This window comes from Bacillus manliponensis (assembly GCF_000712595.1).
GTDB classification, from domain to species: domain Bacteria; phylum Bacillota; class Bacilli; order Bacillales; family Bacillaceae_G; genus Bacillus_A; species Bacillus_A manliponensis.
Map to the genome: position 1 here is coordinate 22,791 of NZ_JOTN01000006.1, position 20,153 is coordinate 42,943.

The window sequence follows — 20,153 nt, forward strand, 5'->3', positions numbered from 1 at the left end:
ATTTTTAGTACAAAGATAAGAAAGAGGGTATTGATATATGATTTACCGTAGAAAAACGTATAAAGTGGATCATAGCATTGTGGCTGAATTTAATCGGCATTTTAACGAAAACTTATTGCCAACACAAGTAAAGTACGGGGCAAGATTAGTAGGAAGATGGATGAGAAAAGAAAGCGATGAAGTAACTGAGATTTTTGCAATGTGGGAATATGACAGTCATGAACAGTATGAAGAAATTGAAGCGAAAGTTAGGAGTGATGAAGCACATATGAAACGTGTGCAAGCTTGGTATGAGAAAATCGGTAGAGGAAATATAAAACATCTTTTTAAGGAAATAAAAAAAGAAGAGTTTTTTGAGAATACAGTGATACGAAAGTAGTATATGTATGTCATTCTTTCTATAGAGGTACAGTACCTCTTTCTTTCATATAATAAGTTTAATATTATATATGAAAGGTAGATGGGAAATGCTATTTCACTATCATTTTTGGACTCCTTATGTAGAAGAGACAGAAGGATTTTATAAAAGCTGTGGATTTCATACTTCAAAAAGAATTGGAAAATATAACGGAGAATTTCAAACGTTTCATCCACCGCTAACGTGGGATGACTTTCGGGATAAGAATATTGTATTTCGTATCATTGAAGTAAGAAAAGGAAATGTAAATATTACGTTTGGTTATGGAAAACGTGTTAAGTTTGATCACATTGGCTTCCTAATTTCAAAAGAAGAATATCACAGTATTTGTGAACGGGCGGGACAATTGCAGTGGAAAGTCAACATCGGTGAGCGAAGAACTTTTATTCAGACTGCTTACGGTTTTCGTATTGAACTGCAAACACATTTTGATGTGATAGATGATAATGAAGATATAACAAAATTACACCAGCTTGTGATCGTAACAAAGAAAACAGGATTAAAAGATGACCTTACATTATTATTTGAGAAGGAAATTCCGGAGATTCAACATAGACTTGGTGATAAAGTGACGATTAAACAGGCAACCTTAAATAAAGATGCTACCACTTTTATAACGGATCCTAATGAAGTGGCAGTATTTTTATAATCAAAATAGATGAAAGATTCCTATTTTTGTAATAAAATAAATCTGAATAATCAGTCTTGTTTGAGGGGGAATTTGCATGCTAACGAAATCTGCAATATCAACTCTATTTCGTAACTTTTCAGTTAGGGAATGTAAAGGATCTAGTGAGTTATATGAGCATTTGGCGCTGAAAATTTCAGAAGATGAGACATTACTTCAGTTAGCCTCTTATTCGAAACCGGGACAACCAGCACCAAATCTACTATTTGGTGCGGTACATTATTTGTTATTGAAAGGACATGATCATCCGTTAAATAGATATTATGAGAGTGTTACAGAAAATGCGGAGAAAAATATGAACGATACTTTCGAACATTTTAAAGATTTTTGTCAAATTCATCGAAGTGAAATCATTACGATTTTGCAGACAAAGTTAGTACAAACAAATGAAGTGAGGCGCTGTGCTTATTTGTATCCGAGCTTTTGTTACATATACAGCAAAGTAAAAAGGCCGCTAGCTTTAATTGAAATCGGGACAAGTGCTGGTTTACAGCTGTTTTGGGACGAATATCATTATTCATATGGAACGGAGGAAATGTATGGCAATAAGGATGGAAATGTTCATTTACAAAGTGAAGTAAAAGGGGAAGAAATGCCATCATTTTCACAAACAATCCCACCTGTTATCGAGCGAATTGGACTTGATTTACACGTTAATGATTTACGCGACGAAGAAGATTACTTTTGGTTACGTTCGCTCATTTGGCCAGAGCATAAAGAAAGATTGCAGATGTTTGATCGTGCTGCAGCACATGTAAAAGATAAGGAGTTTACGTTAGTAGAAGGTGATGGTGTTGCTTTGCTTCCGGAAGTCGCAAAACATATTCCAACAGAAGCGGTTATTTGCATTTTCCATACACATGTCGCTAATCAAATCCCCGAAGATGTAAAACAAAAGTTAGTAGAACAAGTAAAGGCAATTGGTGCGCAGCGTGATGTATGCCACTTATATAATAATATGTGGGATAGAGATCTCCATCTTGATTCCTTTATAGATGGGCAGGAATATAACGAAACAGTTGCAGAAACAGATGGCCATGCGCGTTGGTTCCATTGGAAGGTAGCAGGGGAATCATTCTGTTAAATAGAGGACATTCGGAAATGAATGTCCTTTTTCATGAAAAGTGAGGGGGAACAATGTTGTTTCAATCAGGAAAAATAAGTGTGCAACATGTAACACTTCAAGATGCTGAGAGGCTATCAAACTGGTTAACAAATCCTGAAGTGTTAGCATTTTATGAAGGGCGAGATAAACCGCAGTCTTTAGAGCAAGTTCGTGCGCATTACATACATGATGATAAGAGTCATGAGCATAGATGTATTGTAGAGTACGAAGGAAATGCAATTGGCTATATACAACTGTATCCAGTTGATGAAGAGTGGAAAGCATTGTATGGATACGAAAAGGAAGAACATGTATGGGGAATGGATCAATTCATCGGTGACGTAACGTATTGGAATAAAGGGATTGGTACAAAACTTGTGGAAGCGACTATTACGTATGTAATAGAAGAGATAGGTGCAGAAGCAATTGCGATGGATCCGAGAGTGAGCAATGAACGGGCGATTCGTTGCTATGAAAAGTGTGGGTTTCAAAAGATAAAAATATTAAAAGAACACGAGCTGCATGAAGGGACGTTAGAAGATTGTTGGATGATGGAATATCGGAAGAGGTGACGTATGAAAGCGCTACTCGTTTTAGATATGCAAAAAGGTTTGTTAAATCAAAAGGAGGGAGTATGAAATGAAAAAAGCACTTATCGTGATTGATGTACAAGAAGCGATGTACACATTCCCAGTATATAATGGAGAAGTTTTACTTGAAAATTTGCAATATGCAATTGAGCAATGCCGAACGCATAATATTCCAGTTATATTTGTTCAGCATAATGGAGAAGAAGGACATCCGCTTGAAAAAGGAACAGACGGGTGGGAAATTCATCCTCGTATTGCTCCTTTACAAAATGAAACAATTGTGGAAAAAACAACGCCAGATTCTTTCCGTAAAACAAGTCTTGGAGATGTATTACGTGAACAAGAGATTGAACATCTTATCATTTGCGGTATGCAAACAGAGTACTGCGTAGATACAACAGTTCGCAGAGCGTTTAGTGAAGGATTTAAAGTCACGCTTATTCGTGATGGACATAGTACATTTGACGGTGATCATCTGCAAGCGGGTGATATTGTGGCACATCATAATAGAGTGCTAGCTTCGTTTGCGGATACAGAAAATGTAAAAGAGGTACAGTTTCGTTAATATATCGGGGAATGAAGCGGAAGTAAAAAGAGCATTTGCAAAGGATTATTTTATTCATACACCAGAAGCACTATTTCGTGAATGGTTTTCCATAAATGGTGGGGAAACATTTGGGTATAGTAGATTAGGCTACTATATAGGTGATTTGTTATTTCAACATGAAGTAGAGCGTGTTGGAGGAAAGAATGCAATCATCGCATGGAAGAATGGTGGTTTTGAAGCACGTGCTATGGATTAGTTATACGATAGTGAACATGCATTTAGAGGAGGCTAATGATGAAGTCATTCAGCATATGGTCATTAAGGTGTATTGCTTTAGGGACACTTCTCTTTGGAGTGAATTGGATAATAGAGGGATATGTTGAACCCATTGTTTTTATTGGGATTATTTGTTTGGTAGCAGGGAGCATATTGAGTTTTATCGCAATCGCCAAACAGGAAGAAGGAAGGTTAAAGTTTGTTTCACCCTTATTTTTTTTCCTTGCTCTGTTTTTTATAACTTGGTATGAACCTTTCCAAATCATTCGCATTGTGACTTGGCTTAAAAATCTAGGTTGAATTCATAGCTGTAATCATGAACAATAAAGGGTTTCACAAGCAAGAGGTCCTTTGTATTGACAAAAGCTTGGAGCGTTTCTCCAAGCTTTTGTTATGTCAAAGAAGAAATTTATTTTATCCTCTTGTTCATTCCACTTACTTCTCATCTTTTTCGTCTTTTTTAATATGCTGCTCTTCCGCAAACTCTGTTCCGTAAGCTAATTTTTGCTTAAATAGTATTTGCTTTCTTGCATTTGTATGTCTCATGAAAAGTTGGGTTAGTACATAGCGATGAACAAAAACTTCAGCTAATGTGAAAATCATTGCCGATAAAATACTGCCCCAAGCAATTTGCATATAATTGTTTAGAAGAATGTTTCCGAAAATCCATACGCTTGAGTATGTGAGTAGGAAGTCAACCATTAAAGCTGTTCTCATCCCTGTTCGAGGTAAAACGACGCGGTCTACAAGCATATAAGAGACAACCGTGACAAATAAGCTGAAGGAAAATACTTGTGTAATTGTCGCGTCAAAAAATAAATCTAGTCCAACTGCAAAGGCAATTAAAGCAGCTACAAATTTCGTTAAAAATATCAAGATGTTGTTCATGGTCAAAACCTCTTTTTTCTATTTAGTGTAAACAAGAAAAAAGAAATATATACATAGGCGCGGGATAAGTAAGGCAGTTTCTCAATTTCATATCTGATGTCTAAAAATTAAAAAAATGTTATAGTAGTAAGTGAATAACTTACATTTTTAGGTAAGGAGGGCTTGGAATGTGGATCACTTCAGAAGTAGAAGTACCAGATGAACTATTTGATAAGCTAGAGCAGAGAAAACTTGTACTATTTGTCGGTGCTGGAGTGTCTATGCAAGGGAATTCGAACTTACCAAACTTTGATGATTTAGTAGATGGTATTGCACATACTTTATATGTAGAAAAACGCGATATAACAGAACCGCATGATTATTATCTCGGGAAAATAGCGAAGGTGAAGGATGTACATCAAGCTGCAAAAGATTTTGTTGATGTGGAAAGTTCGAAGCCAAATCCGTTGCATCGTTCCGTTATTGAATTGTTTTCGAATGATAATGATATACGTGTTGTGACAACGAACTTTGATAAACATTTTACAACGTTGCTTCAAGATATAGAGAAAGATGTAAATATATATTACGCCCCGGCACTTCCAACGGGTAGAGCATTTAAAGGATTAGCGTATATACATGGAAATGTAGAACAGGAAAAAGAGCACCTTATTTTAACTGACGGTGATTTTGGAAGGGCTTACTTAACGGAAGGATGGGCAAGGAGATTTTTAGTCGATTTATTTTCTAACTATACCGTTTTATTTATTGGATATAGTCATAATGACCCAGTTATGAAATATTTAGCAACGGGTTTACCACCAAGCACGCAACGCTATGCGTTTGTAGCAGAGGGGGATAATACATATCATTGGGAGCACTTAGGAATTAAACCGATTGTATATCCAAATAAAACAAAAAACCACCATTCATTGGCAAAAGCGATGGAAAGATGGGCGGAACTTATGGGAGATAATTATATTACGAAACGGACACGTATTCGTGATATTGTTACCGCACCACCATCTTTAGAGCAAGAGCAACTTTCGTATATTAAACAGTCTGTGAAAAAAATTGAAACCCTTCGTTATTTCGTTGAATTTGCAAAAGATTATGAGTGGGTAGAATGGCTTGAGAAAGATGGGCAACTGCGCAGTTTGTTTGTAACAAATTATGAACATAATGAAAAGGAACAAATATTGGCTGATTGGCTTGTTACACATTTTTTAATCACCCATCAAAAAGAGTTTTTTCAACTTATTTATAAAAATAACTCTCATCTATCCCCCTTGTTATGGCATACGATTTGTGCATATGTAACGGACTTAGATGAATCAATGAAAGATGATACGTTTGCAAAGTGGGCGTTATTATTATTGGAAACGGCTGAAAAAACAGCTCCTTTTATTGAAAAGCTTTCAAAGTTACTGAGTCAGTGTATGTATCCGAAACATAAAGAGATTAGTATATTACTATTAAATTTTATTGTAGATGGAAAGTTAAAGCTGAGAAAAATTCGAAGATGGGAAAATGATCGTCAAGACGCGGTGGAGCTTGAAGAAATGAGTTATATATCTCCTGACATGTTTGCCTATGTGCAAAATGTTTGGGAGCAAAATATGAAACCATATCTTTCTTATTTTGCTCTTCCTATTTTGCAAATGGGGTTAGAGAAATTAAACATATTTATGATGAAACAACGTATTTTACGAAAGAAAAGTGAATATACGTCCTCTGATTATATGCGCAATAAACATGAGATTGGCTTATTGATGGGGATTGTAAAAGACTGCCTTGCTTATATATGCGCACATGATGAACAACAAGCAAATTATTATATTTCTAGCCTCATCCATTTTGACGAACCATTGCACAAACAGCTTGCGGTATATGGGATGAACCAGAGTTGTTTTACGAAAGTGTATGTGAAGTACGAATGGTTAATGAAGCATCGTTTATTCTTTGATCAATCATGTAAGTATGAAGTGTTTCAACTGGTGCAAAATCATTATAAAACATTAGCAGAAGCCGAAAAAGAAACGATTGTTCAGTATGTGTTAAAGCAACTAGACACGGAAGATGATGAAGTTTGTTATGTATTAGAATGGATGCATAAGTGTGATGAACATAGTGCATGTACAAAAGAAGCATATATGATGATGAAAGAAAGGTGTCCGCAATTTTCTTCAGAGCAATATAATTCATCTGGAGAGAAACAAGCGATGCATCATATTATATGTGATGTAACACCCGATGGGTTGTTACATATGAAGGAAGAAGCAGTATTGCAACAAATTTTAACATATACAAAAGAAAATATGGCTGAGAAAGATCACTTTTTAGAGATGCTTACGAAAGCTTGTAAAACAAATATAGATTGGAGTATTTCTCTCGCATATGAGTGTATGAAATATAGTGAGGTAAATAAAGAAGTGTGGTTTGTTTTTATTCGGCAATGGCGTAATAATCGGCAGTTAACAAGTGAACAGTTACAGAAAGTTTTACCGTTATTACAGCAGTTTGTAAGAGTACCGTCCTATCACTGGTTATTAAGCACATTCCTTTACGAAGTTAGCAATCGCATCGAAGAGTTTACAGCGGAAGTGATTCGAGCAGTAAAACTGCTTAGTTTTTCTGTATTCCCAAACATTATGAAAACTGAGGAGGGAAATCGTGAAGAGCAGATGGATTACTATACCGAAGCGATGGGGCACTCAGTGGGGAAAATTACATCTGCTTTATTAAAGCTGCTAGCATACGATCATTTATATGACCGTAACATTCATGCGTATTTATATTTGTTTGATGAGCAAATGAAAAAAAAGTCTTATTATACGAATCTACTAATTGCACGGCTTACGGCGGATTTAACGTTCTTATATCATATTGAAAAACAATGGTGTAGAAAACATTTGCTTCCGCATTTAGATTTGCAAAAAGGAACAGACGAAATGAAATATGCGTGGTCAGGATTTGTGCACACGCAAATTAATTTACCGTTATTTATGCAAACGAAGCACTATATTGCTTATGCAGTGCAGCATTTGTCATTATTACATGACCATACGAAAACAATATTTTTAAAGTGGGCTAGTTTCCTCTTTTTAAAATGTATTTTATATTGGGAGAAAGAAACAGGCTGGGTATATCCTTTGTTTGTAGCAGATAATGAAGAGGATAAACTTACTTTTATGACATGTATACGTGATTATGGAAAAACGTTAAGTGAAAGAGAACAGCATAAACTTTGGAGGGATTGGCTGGCGGAATTTTTAATTGAACGACCGAAAATAGGAGCTGTATCTGGAAAAGAATACATGATGTTTCTTCGTTTTGTTTTTTGTATGAAGGCCATTACATTAGACGGAATTCAATTGATATTAGAGTATTTACCATTACAAGTTATGCAAGTAGAGCAGGAAGATATTAAGCAGTTATTTACTGATATATTATATAAAAAAGATGAATTCCCTGACCATAGCAAAGTTTATGCAAGGTTACTTTTAATGTTATTAACAACTTTACAGGATGGTCGTTTTTACGAGGAAGAAGTTGTTACATTAAAACAACTGTTATATGAATATAATTTGGAGAGTGGCATGTTAGAAGCAATTCAAAACGAAATGATTCGTATTGGAATTGTAACTTCTCATTCAAGTGAAACAAATTAATTTTTTGTTGGAATTAAAATTCTGAAATTTCTAAAGAAAACAATTGACATTTTTTAACGGAGCATTTTATAATACAAATCATATTAAGGGAAATGCAGAGAAGGGATCACAGTAGTATTTTTTCTTCTGTATACAGAGAGCTGATGGTTGGTGTGAATCAGCACAAGAAGAAATACGAATTTCAATCCTGGAGCACCTTTTTCGAACGGTTTTGTAGGAAAAGGCGGTCATATGATCGTTAACAAAAAGAGAGGTAGACATATATGTCTGCAACTAGGGTGGTACCGCGATACTTATCGTCCCTACTGATTCGATCAGTAGGGACTTTTTGTATATATAGGGCAATGAACAGAGAACTGGTAAGGTGTGAGAGCCAGTATACAAATGAGAAATCGTTACCATATTTTCAAGAAAGAACAAAGGGGGATTATGGAAAATGGCGAATCACGAGTTAGATCAATTACGAAAACAAGTAGATGACATTAACTTGCAGTTATTACAATTATTAAATAAGCGTGCAAAAGTGGTGCAACAAATTGGAGAACAAAAGAAGCTGCAAGGAACAAAACGATTTGATCCTGTGCGTGAACGTGAAGTGTTAAATATGATTGCAGACAATAATGAAGGACCATTTGAAACATCAACGCTGCAGTATATTTTCAAAACGATTTTTAAAGCGAGCTTAGAATTGCAAGAAGATGATCACCGAAAAGCATTGTTAGTCTCTCGTAAAAAGAAACAGGAAAATACAGTTGTTGAAGTAAAAGGGGAGTTGTTAGGAAACGGTGTACAAACGTTTATTATGGGGCCTTGTGCAGTAGAAAGTTTAGAACAAGTTCGCCAAGTTGCAGAGGCGATGAAAAAACAAGGTTTAAAACTAATGCGAGGCGGAGCATTTAAACCGAGAACATCTCCGTATGATTTCCAAGGGCTAGGTGTGGAAGGGTTACACATTTTAAGGCAAGTAGCTGATGAACTTGACTTAGCTGTTATTAGTGAAATTTTAAATCCAAATGATGTGGAAATGGCACTTGATTATGTTGATGTCATTCAAATAGGTGCGCGCAATATGCAAAACTTTGAATTATTACGTGCCGTTGGAAAAGTAAACAAACCAGTGTTATTAAAGCGTGGATTATCAGCAACGATTGAAGAGTTTATGAATGCAGCAGAATACATTATTGCACAGGGCAATGATCAAATTATTTTATGTGAGCGCGGTATTCGCACATATGAAAAAGCGACGCGTAATACGCTAGATATTTCAGCAGTACCGATTTTAAAGAAAGAAACACATTTACCAGTTGTTGTTGATGTCACGCATTCAACAGGGCGCCGGGATTTATTATTACCAACTGCAAAAGCAGCACTTGCAATTGGAGCAGATGCAGTCATGGCAGAAGTGCATCCAGACCCAGCAGTTGCTTTATCAGATTCGGCGCAGCAAATGGATATCCCACAGTTCCATGCATTTATGGAGGAATTGAAAGCTTTTACAAATAAGGTGAAATTATAATATGTGTGAGAAATGGTTTATATTTATTGTCCCTGCTGGTAAAACCAGTGGGGATTTTTATTGAAGGCACATGAAGTAAGACTAAAAGTGATTAGAAATATTTGCCGAAGGAGAGCCTTTAAGGTTATTATAGACATATTAAGTCTTTAATTAAAGTGACCCGCATATCATAAAGTATGCAAAATTTGCAATTAGGGGGTTAGTGAGTATGGTAAATACATGGCATGAACGTTTTAAGTGTAAAGAATATTGGTATGGCGAGGAAGCGAATATTTTCATTCAGCAACAAGCTTCTCAATTAGAAAAATCCCAAAATGTAATTGCCTTTGCAGAAGGAGAAGGAAGAAATGCTGTTTTTCTAGCAACACGAGGTCATGAGGTAACAGCAATTGATTATGCAGAAAGTGGTTTGCAAAAAACAAAAACGTTAGCGCAAAAGCATGACGTCGACGTGCATACAAAAAAGATCGATTTGTTAGCGGATAACGTACCACATGAAGAATATGAAGCAGCAATAATGGTGTTTGGACATTTTCATAAAGATGACCAAAAAACGGTTTTCGATAAGATGAAGCATGCTGTAAAGCCTGGTGGAATGATTATGCTTGAAGTGTACTCTGAAAATCAAATGGATTACGGTACAGGTGGCCCAAAAGATATTGATATGCTTTATGATCCAAGCGACATTCTTACTTGGTGTGAAGGGCATAAAGTAATCCATTTCTTCTACGGAGAACAAGAGCGAGTGGAAGGAAAAGGACACACTGGATTAGCTCATGTTATTCAGCTTGTGTTAACGAAATAAAGTCTTCTGCACCATAGATAGAAAAAGAACTAGCAAAAGTAACGTGTTTGGTTCAGAGGAAGAAAATATTAAATAGCAACACAATGGGAGGTAAAGATCGTAAATGATTTGGTACCTCCTTTTTTATTGTTATATCAATGTTTCTTTCGCTTTAGCCTTGGAATTAGCATATAAATTCGTACATCAATTAGCAAAAGTACAAAAATTATGTGCCTTTGCTAATTTTTGTGCTAAATGCAGTACTAATTGGCTGGACAGTATTTAGTTAACAGGATTTGATAAGGAATAATAAGTGGGGAACAATATTCGGAAATGTAAATAAGAGGTGAACTTATTGGTTAAACATTATTTTATCTTAGTTGGATTTTTATTATCTGTTATTACTCCTTTCCAAACAGTTAGCGCAGAAAAGGTTTCAAAATGGGAAGATTGGTATGTAACAACAGAGAATATCGTTTCAGATATTGTATTTCCTGCCATTGATAAAAGGGTAATAGAAGAATATGGAGGAAAAGAATCTTCTGGTTTTGGTTGGCGTTGGGAAAGAATAGTTGGTATCACTTATAATAGTAATCATTCTTATGATGTTGCTGTAAAAATCCAAGTTTCTTCTGATAATAAATCATTTAGCTATGCAGAGGACTTAGTGAAAGTAAGAGTGTATCCATCTTGTGACAGCCCTAAAATTGGTTGCAAACACGATTTTAAAGTAGAAATATTAGATTACAAGCATTTGTCTCAATAAGAGATTTTTTGAAATATACGATACCTATATGATAAAAGGGTAGCTAAATCGCTATCCCTTTGGTTTACTATTTGTTTTACTTTTTGCTGTTTTCTCTCTATCAATTGAACCTGTTATTAGAAAAGGTGAGTTCTTTTTGTTTGTTGTAAACTATAAAAGTTTGAATTTTTCATGTATTTAGATTATGTGTGATATAGTAAGTATGATATATACGGTTTTGAAAAGGTTTATAGGGGGAAGAGGAAATGACGGTCATTCGTTTAGCAGAAGCGCATTATAAAGAAGCAGTCCATTTATCTGAATATGCGTTTCAGAATAAAGTCTCAGCAGAAGAGGTTGAAAGACGCAAGGAACATTATAAAAAATATCATGAGCTGTTTGGAATATTAGATGAACAGAAGCTTGCGGCGAAGTTACATCTCGTTCCGCTAGAAGTATATATTGGGGAACAAAAGTATAAAATGGGCGGAATTGCAGGAGTTGCAACATATCCAGAGTATAGAAGAAAAGGATATGTAAAAGAACTATTACAACATACACTGAAAACGATGAAAGATGAAGGTTACAGTATGTCCATGCTGTATCCATTTTCTGTATCATTTTACCGTAAGTACGGCTGGGAGCTATATACAGATCGCCACGTATACACGCTAACAAAACATGATTTAATGAAACATGCAGATGTAAAAGGAACAGTGAGACGTTTTCAAAAAGAAACACATCACGAAGACATTGAGCTTGTATATGAACAGTTTGCAAAGCGCTATGAAGGAATGTTAGTACGAAGTAAAGATTGGTGGATGCATTCAGTATATGATGATCTTCACGCAGCAATTTATTATACAAAGCAAAATGAACCAATTGGTTACATATTATATGAAATAAAAGACTACAAAATGAAAGTAGAGGAATTTGTACCATTAAGTCGTGAAGCAAGAAGTGGATTATGGAACTTTATATGTCAACACGACTCTATGCTAAATGAAGTAGAGATGATTGTTCATGAAAAGGAACCATTACCATATACATTACAAGAGCCGCGTATTAAAGCAGAAAAGAAGCCATACTTCATGGCACGTATTGTTGATGTAGAGAGGTTTTTACAGCAATATTCCTTCGAAAGTGGAAGTGAAGGAACAGAAGTGATTTTACATATTACAGATTCATTTGCAGACTGGAACAACAAAACAGTTATATGTAAAAACGGAGAAGTTGTTGTGTTACATGAAGACGAAGCCAAGCAGTTACAAGATAAAGGGTTACATGTAAACATTAATACATTATCAACAATGCTGCTTGGCTACAAACGCCCGTTAGAACTTTATGAAATTGGAGCTATTGTAGGGGAAGAGGAAATTGTTCAACAGTTAGAGAGTCTTATTGCGCTGCGTCAGCCGTTTTTATATGACTTCTTTTAAAACGAGAGAGACCTTTATTCGAAGGTCTCTCTTATTTTATGTATTTTTCTTTCGGTAAAACTGTTTTGCTCGTATGAAAGTGTTTGAGAAATATATAATCTAAGGTTGTTTTAGTCTTGAGTTTTGTTTATCGAAATATAATAGAGATGGAACAACGAAGTAAATAAGGAATGATTAATGACGTGTGAATGACGATATTTAAAGGGGATGTTCATGTGCACTCATATGTAGTTCGTTTTAAAGAAATCGATAAAACAAAGCTCATCGAAGTTGGTGGGAAAGGTTTAAACTTAGGAGAATTATCGAGAGTTGAAGGAATAGCGGTACCAGATGGGTTTTGTGTCACTACTCATGCATACAAAAGTGTGATTAAGGATAACGAGGCGTTTCATATATTGCTGGAGGAGCTCTTACATCTAAAGGTGGAAGAGCGAGAGCGTATCAGTGAAATTAGTAGCAAAATTCGTAATGTAATTGAAGCGGTAGAAATTGATCCACATATTGCGGAAGAGGTCTCTTCTTATCACTCGCAGCTTGGTGAGCATCATGCTTATGCTGTACGTTCCAGCGCCACAGCTGAGGATTTACCGCAAGCTTCTTTTGCTGGTCAACAGGATACGTATTTGAATATTATCGGAAAAGAGGCGATTTTACATCATATCCGTAAATGCTGGGCATCGCTATTTACAGATAGAGCCGTCATCTATCGTATACAAAACGGATTTGATCATAGGCATGTATACTTGTCTGTTGTCATCCAGCGCATGGTATTTCCACAAGCTTCTGGAATCATGTTTACTGCCGATCCGGTTACCTCCAACAGAAAGACATTGTCCATCGATGCTAGCTTTGGACTAGGAGAGGCACTCGTCTCTGGCTTAGTGTCTGCTGATAACTATAAGGTGCGAGAAGGAAACATTGTGAATAAAACAATTTCTACTAAGAGGATAGCCATCTATGCATTACAAGCAGGTGGTACAGAGGAACGGGAAGTGGCGCCAAATCAGCAAACGAAGCAGACCTTAACGGAGGAGCAGATTTTGGAGCTGGAGCAAATGGGGAGAAAGATCGAGAAGTTTTTTTCCTATCCTCAAGACATTGAATGGTGTCTTGTTGATGATACACTTTATATTGTGCAGAGCCGTCCAATCACTACTTTATTTCCAATTCCGAATGCATACGACGATAAGAATCGTATCTATGCATCTTTAGGTCATCAGCAGATGATGATAGAGCCTATTAGGCCGTTAGGGATGTCATTCTTTCAGGCTTTATCAGGTGAAATTCCACTTTATAAAGCCGGTGGAAGGCTGTTTATTGATTACACACATGATTTGGCTACACCTGTTAGTCGGAAAATTTTGCTCAATACGATAGGGAAGAGCGATCCTTTAATGCAGAATGCTTTCAAGAGTTTAATAGAGCGAAAGGATTTTATAAGATTTTTGCCACGTGGTAAGAAAGTGCTTAGTATGCGTAAAGAAGGGCTATCTTGGGGAATATTTTTTCAGGCTATCAAGATTTGTTACAAAAACGATCCAACAATCGTTCAGCAATTCATTTCTCGCCACGAGACTTCTATAAGGGATATGAAGCAAAATATTGCCAAGGTAGCTGGTGATGAGGTGTTTACCTTTATTGTAGAGGACATAAAGCAATTAAAAAAAGACATATTTGATTCGCGTGGCATGGGATCAATTATGGCAGGGATATATGCAAGGAGCTGGATTAACAAGAAAATGGAAAAATGGTTGGGTGAAAAGAATGCAGCTGACGTGCTTTCCCAATCAGTAGAAAACAACGTCACATCTGAAATGGGGCTTGCGCTTCTTGATGTCGCAGATGTAGTTCGGCAATATCCAGAGGTAATAGAATATTTTCATAATGTCCAGTCTGAGAATGTAAAGCATGAGGATTTTTTTGAGAAGTTAGTTCAATTGGAAGGCGGCAATGCTGTTAGTAGCGCTATAGAGATGTACCTTGAGAAATATGGCATGCGCTGTACAGGAGAGATTGATATTACTAGAACGCGGTGGAGCGAACAGCCGACTGTACTTATTCCTATGATTCTCAGTAATATTAAAAATTTTGAACCTCATGCAAGTAGCATGAAATTTGAACAAGGACGTCAAGAGGCAGAGGAAATGGAACAGAAGCTTTTAAACCGGTTGCAGCAATTACGAGGAGGCTTACGAAAGGTCAAAAAAACAAAGAAGATGATTAGCGTCTTACGTAATTTTATCGGATATCGAGAATATCCGAAATATGCCTTCATTAATCGGTACTACATTTATAAGCAAGCCTTACTGAAAGAGGCTGAAGGGCTTGTGCAAAAGGGTATCATACGGGAGAAGGAAGATATTTATTATCTCACCTTTGAAGAGCTTCAAGAGGTCGTATGTACAAATAAGTTGAATAACAGTATCATTACGGAGCGAAAAGAGGAATATGAGGTTTATGAGAAGTTGACCCCGCCGCGGGTAATAACATCAGAGGGAGAGTGCGTTGTTGGAAAAGTCAATACCGACAATTTCCCTCCAGGTTCCTTAGCAGGTATTGCAGTTTCATCCGGCATTGTCGAGGGCCGCGCACGTGTCATTTCAAAAATGGAGGAAGCTAACTTAGAAGAAGGGGATATCCTAGTTACTGCTTTCACCGATCCTAGCTGGACACCGCTATTTGTATCTATTAAAGGTTTAATAACAGAAGTTGGAGGTGTAATGACGCACGGAGCTGTTATCGCCCGGGAATATGGCCTTCCAGCAGTTGTTGGTGTGGATCATGCAACGAAAGAGATTAAAGATGGGCAGCGGATTCGAGTGAATGGTACGGAAGGGTATATTGAGATATTATGAGATTTCTATACTAAATAAATTATGAATCAACCTAAATTTCAGGTGATAATATAGAAGTACGAGAGGGAGAGGTATATGAGAAACCGTGATGAAAATGATAATTTGATTGATCAGATCATCAAAAATTCTAATATCGATGAAGAAATAAAGAAAAACCCTGGATACGGAAAACCACTTCCGAAAAATCTCTTTAACGGAGATGTATATAGTAATTTTTTAAACACAGCCAAAGATGCAGGTTATTTACCCATTTGGATAAGTTTACAAAAGGAAATACGGGAGAAAATTTCTTTAACATTGAAAATGATTGAGAAAGGTATTATAGCATCCAATATAAAAAGCTCAATTGATGAAATAAATGAGAAAATAAAAAAATATAATGGTTCTTGTCCACCAAATATGCAGCGAAGCAAGGTAAGTTTAGAAAATATCAGGGGACAATATAAATTTTGGGAATAGAGGGATTGTTATGGATTTATTCATCGGTATTGCATTAGTTCTTATCATTTTCTTTTCAACTCATATGATTGAAAAACATTTGAAAAGTATAAAAGAGCAAAACGATACAATTATAAAGTTGTTAACAGAAATTAACAAAAAGAAAAGTTAGTTATTGGATAAAAAACCCTACCTAGTATAGGCGGGGTTTTTTATCTATTATATCCTTCGGCACTTCTCGCTCACCCACCACATCAGCTTTGACTTCTCCGTTTTCCATATAAATACGCTCAATGATGGGGATCGTGACTGTATCGTTCTTCTCTTTACGTTTTTCTTCTAGATTAATAATGTTGCTCATGTTATCCCTCCTTTGTTAATTATACAAAAGATAGATACGTTTTTACTATTTATTCATTAACCATAAAAGACAAGAGACAGCTATTACTGGTAGAATAAATGGTCTTACTATATAAGAAATAGCATTTCTTATCTCCTCTACTGCGAATGATAATAAGGCTAATGCACCCACGATTACAAAAGCTAAAATCAACCATATTGGCTCGATACTTCCTAATCCAGGGAATAAATCTATGTGAAAATCCATAATCTTATCTTCTCTAAATCTCCTCATCTTTATAATTCGTTATATTTTTGGATAAAAAAACACCCTCCCGAGTGCTCCCGTTGACTTGAAACCACCAGTAATATGTATGATTCGTTGAGATTATATTAGGAAAGTGTTTAGTGATATGTCTTTTCATCCAACTCATAAAGAATTCATCTTCCTTATAATCTGTATTAGTCATAATAGGGGTACCGTCACATGCCCATCAAGCTAAAATTTTATAGTACCCCTAGAACGAAATTTTGTACTAACTTGTAACAAAAAAGCTCATTTTTTCGTTTGGGGGTATTTACTTTTCTTAACTTGATGGCGATGTGACGCTATCCCATTATGTAAAAGATAAAATGAAAAATAATAATTCCTTGTTCAACTAACTCATGCATTAGTTGAATAACCTAAGGCTGCTTCGGTAGCCATTTTTTTGTGCCAGCTGGCAGTTTAGTTTTCAATATGTGAAAAGGGGTTTCTAAGTGATTAATTGAATATATATTTATTGTTTACTAATTTTGGGGAGGTAAACTTTACTGTATTGCTGTATATCAAGTTCTTAATGAAGATAGACTAGGAGCTTCGCACGGTTCTATAATAACTTGTAGTGATGCTGTGACGGGATCTCCTGTTAGTGAGATAGGGTATTATAGTAACGTGCCTGAAGAGGTTGATATGGTGACATATCAACAAACTGAGGTGGTACCACGAAATTGCAACTCTCGTCCTCAAGAATTATTTCTTTGGGGTGAAAGTTTTTAATTATATAAGTTTCATTCTGTCATAATTTAAAGTTTTCGAGAGGAGAAATTATATGCATCCTATTTTATTAGATGTTCCGTTACAAATAGAAACAGAAAGACTAATTCTTCGAGCACCACTTCAAGCTGGTGACGGGAATGTAGTATACCAAGCTATTAAAGATTCAATTAATGAGTTAAAACAATGGTTGCTTTTATTCCAGTCAATTCCTACTGTTGAAGAAACGGAAATCATCCTGAGAAATGCATATATAGATTTTTTGAAAAGAGAAAGTTTTCGTTATCTTATCTATCATAAGGGCACTAATGATTTTATTGGAACTGCTAGCCTTCACAGAATTAATTGGAAAATTTCTAAATGTGAAATTGGATACTGGATTAACACGCAATTTAGTGGCAATGGATATATGACAGAAGCAGTAAGTGAGTTAACAAACCTTGGATTTCAGTTACTCAAATTTAGAAGGATTGAAATACGATGTGAATCTAATAACACTAAAAGTCGTACGATCCCTGAAAAACTAGGTTTTGAGCTTGAAGGGATATTACGTAATGAAGATCTTTCAGCTGATGGTAAAAAACTAACTGATACCTGTATCTATGCAAAGATAAATTAGATTAAAATTTAAAAATTCCTTGTACAACTAAAACATGCGATAGTTGTACAAATATCTTAAGGTCGGTTTCCAAATTTGGAAGGTGGCTTTTTTGATTTTTTATAACGAACGCTTTCATAGCTTTTAAGGGGGCACACGGCCCAAAAAAGAAAATTGTACGTAAATACAGTAATTGTAACTGAAATGTGAATAAAAATGGATGCTTTTAATCGTGAATTTATTAGCGTTGTCATCATTGAGTTGCTAAATTATCAGTTAGCGATGGGAACACTGAAACAAGCAATGAAAGGAAGAGAAGTAAAAGGTGTCATGCTTCATTCTGACTAAGGAAGTATCTATATAGGGGAGGAACTGCAAGCTTATAATAAAGAAAAAGGCATTGTCACAAGTATGTCTCAGAGAGGAAACTACTATGATAATGCCGTAATTAGATATTGATTTAGAAAGTGCATTTAGAAAAAAGCACGAGATAAACAAGGAGAGGATTTTGAGTTAGTAAATTATAATAAAAAGAGCATGTGAGCTTTGTTCGATATTCAAATAAGCGATATATTAAAAGGCTGTATTATGCGAGGCGGAAATCAATGTAATGTCGTTTATGAATTATGGAAATTTGATTTAGTATTAATAGAATGTAGACTAGTAAACAAGCCATTTTTTGTTTTTGACCATAGAATATGATGAATCCTTTTATAGAGAGGAGGCAATCATATCTATGAGAAATGGTTGTTGTTTCAACGGTAGATTCTGGGATGATTTAATGTTCTGTAGACGTAGACATACATGTTTTGATGGATGCCATTGTAGACACAGACATCACTGTAATTGTAGACATCGTCATCGCCAGCACAATCATAAGCATGAACATAATGGCTGTCCAAATTGGTAAGTTTTTTGAAAGAGTGCTTTGAAGAAGAGCACTCTTTTTTGTTCGTCAAAAATGTGATACATCCTGTCATAGGGAAAATAAGAATTCAACATATTTTATGCCTATGCATATTCAAAAAATTATTAATAAAGCTTCTAATAAAATGAAATATTCCCCAGATACAGTGCGTGCGATTTTTGGAATTATTAATGTGTCATTATGGTAAAAAGGTTACTTTGAATTACTTTAATAGTATTTGTTCTAACTCAGTATAAAACTTTGCTCATCTCTTTACTTATTCGTCCCTTATAAGTACATTAATAATAGCTCGTGCATGATCCCTTACTTTTTTATCCCTATTATTATAAGTTATTAATGCCTTCCACAGCGCCCAACCTTTAGCACGATTCCAAGTTTCTTTATCCAAATCCATATTTTGAATAAATACTTGTCTACTGTCCTTATCAAAAAATGTCCACGCCATAGCTAAATCACAAGAGGGATCACCAATACCTAAAATGCCAAAGTCAATCACACCTGATAAATGTCCATTTTGAACCAGTAAGTTCCCAGGAGCGATATCACCATGTACCCATACAGACTCTTTTTCCCATTTACTTGAAAGTGCTCGTTGCCAAATCGATTTACATTTTTTTATATCAACTTTTCCTTTAAGCTCATTAAAAGCTTCTTTTGTTTCATAATCATAGACAGATAATTCCCCTCCGCGATAAAAGTTATGAGAGCCTGCAATCGGTCCGTTTGAAGCATCAATACTTTCAAACTCCTTTAAAAAGTTTGTTAATTCCTTTGCGAAAACATATAAATCAATATTATTTTGAGTAACCGTTTCTCCTGGTAACCATTTATTAATTGACCAAGCGTAAGGATAAGTAGGGGTTGGCCTTCCTTCGGCTAATGGCTCAGTAATTGGAAGGGATAAGCTTTTAGCTAGAATAGGCAACCATTCGGCCTCTTTCTTTACTTGCGGCTCATATACCTTTTCGCTAGGTAATCTAACGGTCATACTATCTCCTAAATGAAAAGTACGATTATCATGCCCACCATTTTTAACAGGTTCAATTAATAATTCTTTCCATTCGGGGAACTGTTCTGAAATTAATTTTTTTACTAGCTCTACATTGATATTCATAAATCCTCCTATAAAATATTTTATTATTACTATTTATATCCTAATAAACTTAATGGCTATATCAGTTCCATTATATGAAGTCCTTTTATTAAATTAATCTCTTTAAAAAGTTAAAATTTTTTCAAAGCGGTACGCATTTTTTATGAACAGTACAACTTTTTTAGAATCTAAAACTTAGGCGGCGTGTCGCTTTTTTTGC

19 protein-coding genes, 1 pseudogene and 1 other annotated feature are annotated in these 20,153 nt (G+C 35.5%); of the genes and pseudogenes, 16 read left to right on the forward strand and 4 right to left on the reverse strand.

All coding sequences use genetic code 11. The annotated features are described in order from the left end of the window. Positions 1-37 precede the first annotated feature (37 nt). From BAMA_RS08895 to BAMA_RS08920, 6 genes are all read left to right on the forward strand, one after another. The gene (locus tag BAMA_RS08895) at positions 38-379 is read left to right on the forward strand and encodes an NIPSNAP family protein (RefSeq protein ID WP_034638431.1); all 342 of its coding nucleotides are present in this window, start codon (positions 38-40) and stop codon (positions 377-379) included. An 88-nt stretch (positions 380-467) separates the two neighbouring features. Next, a complete protein-coding gene (locus BAMA_RS08900) occupies positions 468-1,067 on the forward strand; it encodes a hypothetical protein (protein ID WP_034638432.1) in 600 nt (199 codons plus the stop codon). 76 nt (positions 1,068-1,143) lie between these two features. Then, positions 1,144-2,190, forward strand: coding sequence for a DUF2332 domain-containing protein (locus tag BAMA_RS08905; protein ID WP_034638433.1), 1,047 nt, complete (start codon positions 1,144-1,146; stop codon positions 2,188-2,190). Between the two features lie 53 nt (positions 2,191-2,243). Further along, positions 2,244-2,783 carry a GNAT family N-acetyltransferase gene (locus BAMA_RS08910; RefSeq protein ID WP_034638435.1) on the forward strand — a complete coding sequence of 180 codons (540 nt, stop codon included), beginning with the start codon at positions 2,244-2,246 and terminating at the stop codon, positions 2,781-2,783. 67 nt (positions 2,784-2,850) lie between these two features. After that, entirely contained in the window at positions 2,851-3,366 is a 516-nt protein-coding gene (locus BAMA_RS08915) for a cysteine hydrolase family protein (protein ID WP_034638436.1), read from the forward strand. 276 nt (positions 3,367-3,642) lie between these two features. Next, positions 3,643-3,924: a hypothetical protein gene (locus tag BAMA_RS08920; RefSeq protein ID WP_034638438.1), complete on the forward strand. Its 282-nt coding sequence runs from the start codon at positions 3,643-3,645 to the stop codon at positions 3,922-3,924. Between the two features lie 135 nt (positions 3,925-4,059). On the opposite strand, the gene BAMA_RS08925 is transcribed toward BAMA_RS08920, so the two are convergent. After that, on the reverse strand, positions 4,060-4,512 hold the full coding sequence (locus BAMA_RS08925; protein WP_034638439.1) for a YndM family protein: 453 nt from the start codon (positions 4,510-4,512) through the stop codon (positions 4,060-4,062). 167 nt (positions 4,513-4,679) lie between these two features. Between BAMA_RS08925 and BAMA_RS08930 the strand changes: the two genes are divergently transcribed. The 8 genes from BAMA_RS08930 (at position 4,680) to BAMA_RS24880 (ending at position 16,111) form a co-directional block, all read left to right on the forward strand. Then, on the forward strand, positions 4,680-8,162 hold the full coding sequence (locus BAMA_RS08930; protein ID WP_034638440.1) for a DUF4020 domain-containing protein: 3,483 nt from the start codon (positions 4,680-4,682) through the stop codon (positions 8,160-8,162). 88 nt (positions 8,163-8,250) lie between these two features. Next, positions 8,251-8,469: a binding site (T-box leader), on the forward strand. Positions 8,470-8,598: 129 nt separating this feature from the next. After that, entirely contained in the window at positions 8,599-9,678 is a 1,080-nt protein-coding gene (locus BAMA_RS08935) for a bifunctional 3-deoxy-7-phosphoheptulonate synthase/chorismate mutase (protein WP_034638441.1), read from the forward strand. Positions 9,679-9,886: 208 nt separating this feature from the next. Then, positions 9,887-10,483: a class I SAM-dependent methyltransferase gene (locus BAMA_RS08940; RefSeq protein ID WP_034638442.1), complete on the forward strand. Its 597-nt coding sequence runs from the start codon at positions 9,887-9,889 to the stop codon at positions 10,481-10,483. 325 nt (positions 10,484-10,808) lie between these two features. Then, positions 10,809-11,228 (forward strand): hypothetical protein, encoded by a 420-nt coding sequence (locus BAMA_RS08945; protein WP_235184438.1) that lies wholly within the window; start codon positions 10,809-10,811, stop codon positions 11,226-11,228. Positions 11,229-11,473: 245 nt separating this feature from the next. Then, positions 11,474-12,646, forward strand: coding sequence for a GNAT family N-acetyltransferase (locus BAMA_RS08950; protein ID WP_034638445.1), 1,173 nt, complete (start codon positions 11,474-11,476; stop codon positions 12,644-12,646). Between the two features lie 215 nt (positions 12,647-12,861). Further along, positions 12,862-15,501 (forward strand): phosphoenolpyruvate synthase, encoded by a 2,640-nt coding sequence (gene ppsA / locus BAMA_RS08955; protein ID WP_034638446.1) that lies wholly within the window; start codon positions 12,862-12,864, stop codon positions 15,499-15,501. 75 nt (positions 15,502-15,576) lie between these two features. After that, positions 15,577-15,960, forward strand: coding sequence for a DnaJ family domain-containing protein (locus tag BAMA_RS08960; protein WP_034638448.1), 384 nt, complete (start codon positions 15,577-15,579; stop codon positions 15,958-15,960). 10 nt (positions 15,961-15,970) lie between these two features. Then, the gene (locus BAMA_RS24880; RefSeq protein ID WP_200874670.1) at positions 15,971-16,111 is read left to right on the forward strand and encodes a hypothetical protein; all 141 of its coding nucleotides are present in this window, start codon (positions 15,971-15,973) and stop codon (positions 16,109-16,111) included. Positions 16,112-16,132: 21 nt separating this feature from the next. On the opposite strand, the gene BAMA_RS24885 is transcribed toward BAMA_RS24880, so the two are convergent. Together BAMA_RS24885 and BAMA_RS08965 are read right to left on the reverse strand one after the other, a co-directional pair. After that, positions 16,133-16,300, reverse strand: coding sequence for a hypothetical protein (locus BAMA_RS24885; protein WP_200874671.1), 168 nt, complete (start codon positions 16,298-16,300; stop codon positions 16,133-16,135). A 45-nt stretch (positions 16,301-16,345) separates the two neighbouring features. Continuing rightward, positions 16,346-16,546 carry a hypothetical protein gene (locus BAMA_RS08965; protein WP_034638449.1) on the reverse strand — a complete coding sequence of 67 codons (201 nt, stop codon included), beginning with the start codon at positions 16,544-16,546 and terminating at the stop codon, positions 16,346-16,348. A gap of 823 nt (positions 16,547-17,369) precedes the next feature. Here BAMA_RS08965 and BAMA_RS08970 point away from each other — a divergent pair. Both BAMA_RS08970 and BAMA_RS25155 read left to right on the forward strand, forming a co-directional pair. Then, the gene (locus BAMA_RS08970) at positions 17,370-17,933 is read left to right on the forward strand and encodes a GNAT family N-acetyltransferase (protein WP_034638450.1); all 564 of its coding nucleotides are present in this window, start codon (positions 17,370-17,372) and stop codon (positions 17,931-17,933) included. A 195-nt stretch (positions 17,934-18,128) separates the two neighbouring features. Continuing rightward, positions 18,129-18,362, forward strand: a pseudogene (locus BAMA_RS25155) (IS3-like element ISBt2 family transposase); the annotation flags it as partial. Between the two features lie 734 nt (positions 18,363-19,096). On the opposite strand, the gene BAMA_RS08975 reads toward BAMA_RS25155, so the two are convergent. Continuing rightward, positions 19,097-19,954 (reverse strand): aminoglycoside phosphotransferase APH(3'), encoded by an 858-nt coding sequence (locus BAMA_RS08975; RefSeq protein ID WP_034638452.1) that lies wholly within the window; start codon positions 19,952-19,954, stop codon positions 19,097-19,099. Positions 19,955-20,153: the final 199 nt, after the last annotated feature.

Coding starts and splice junctions, on each gene's coding strand:
- BAMA_RS08895 (WP_034638431.1), top strand. CDS start 38: ATGATTTACCGTAGAAAAACGTATAAAGTGGATCATAGCATTGTGGCT.
- BAMA_RS08900 (WP_034638432.1), top strand. CDS start 468: ATGCTATTTCACTATCATTTTTGGACTCCTTATGTAGAAGAGACAGAA.
- BAMA_RS08905 (WP_034638433.1), top strand. CDS start 1,144: ATGCTAACGAAATCTGCAATATCAACTCTATTTCGTAACTTTTCAGTT.
- BAMA_RS08910 (WP_034638435.1), top strand. CDS start 2,244: ATGTTGTTTCAATCAGGAAAAATAAGTGTGCAACATGTAACACTTCAA.
- BAMA_RS08915 (WP_034638436.1), top strand. CDS start 2,851: ATGAAAAAAGCACTTATCGTGATTGATGTACAAGAAGCGATGTACACA.
- BAMA_RS08920 (WP_034638438.1), top strand. CDS start 3,643: ATGAAGTCATTCAGCATATGGTCATTAAGGTGTATTGCTTTAGGGACA.
- BAMA_RS08925 (WP_034638439.1), bottom strand. CDS start 4,512: ATGAACAACATCTTGATATTTTTAACGAAATTTGTAGCTGCTTTAATT.
- BAMA_RS08930 (WP_034638440.1), top strand. CDS start 4,680: ATGTGGATCACTTCAGAAGTAGAAGTACCAGATGAACTATTTGATAAG.
- BAMA_RS08935 (WP_034638441.1), top strand. CDS start 8,599: ATGGCGAATCACGAGTTAGATCAATTACGAAAACAAGTAGATGACATT.
- BAMA_RS08940 (WP_034638442.1), top strand. CDS start 9,887: ATGGTAAATACATGGCATGAACGTTTTAAGTGTAAAGAATATTGGTAT.
- BAMA_RS08950 (WP_034638445.1), top strand. CDS start 11,474: ATGACGGTCATTCGTTTAGCAGAAGCGCATTATAAAGAAGCAGTCCAT.
- BAMA_RS08960 (WP_034638448.1), top strand. CDS start 15,577: ATGAGAAACCGTGATGAAAATGATAATTTGATTGATCAGATCATCAAA.
- BAMA_RS24880 (WP_200874670.1), top strand. CDS start 15,971: ATGGATTTATTCATCGGTATTGCATTAGTTCTTATCATTTTCTTTTCA.
- BAMA_RS24885 (WP_200874671.1), bottom strand. CDS start 16,300: ATGAGCAACATTATTAATCTAGAAGAAAAACGTAAAGAGAAGAACGAT.
- BAMA_RS08965 (WP_034638449.1), bottom strand. CDS start 16,546: ATGGATTTTCACATAGATTTATTCCCTGGATTAGGAAGTATCGAGCCA.
- BAMA_RS08970 (WP_034638450.1), top strand. CDS start 17,370: ATGCATCCTATTTTATTAGATGTTCCGTTACAAATAGAAACAGAAAGA.
- BAMA_RS08975 (WP_034638452.1), bottom strand. CDS start 19,954: ATGAATATCAATGTAGAGCTAGTAAAAAAATTAATTTCAGAACAGTTC.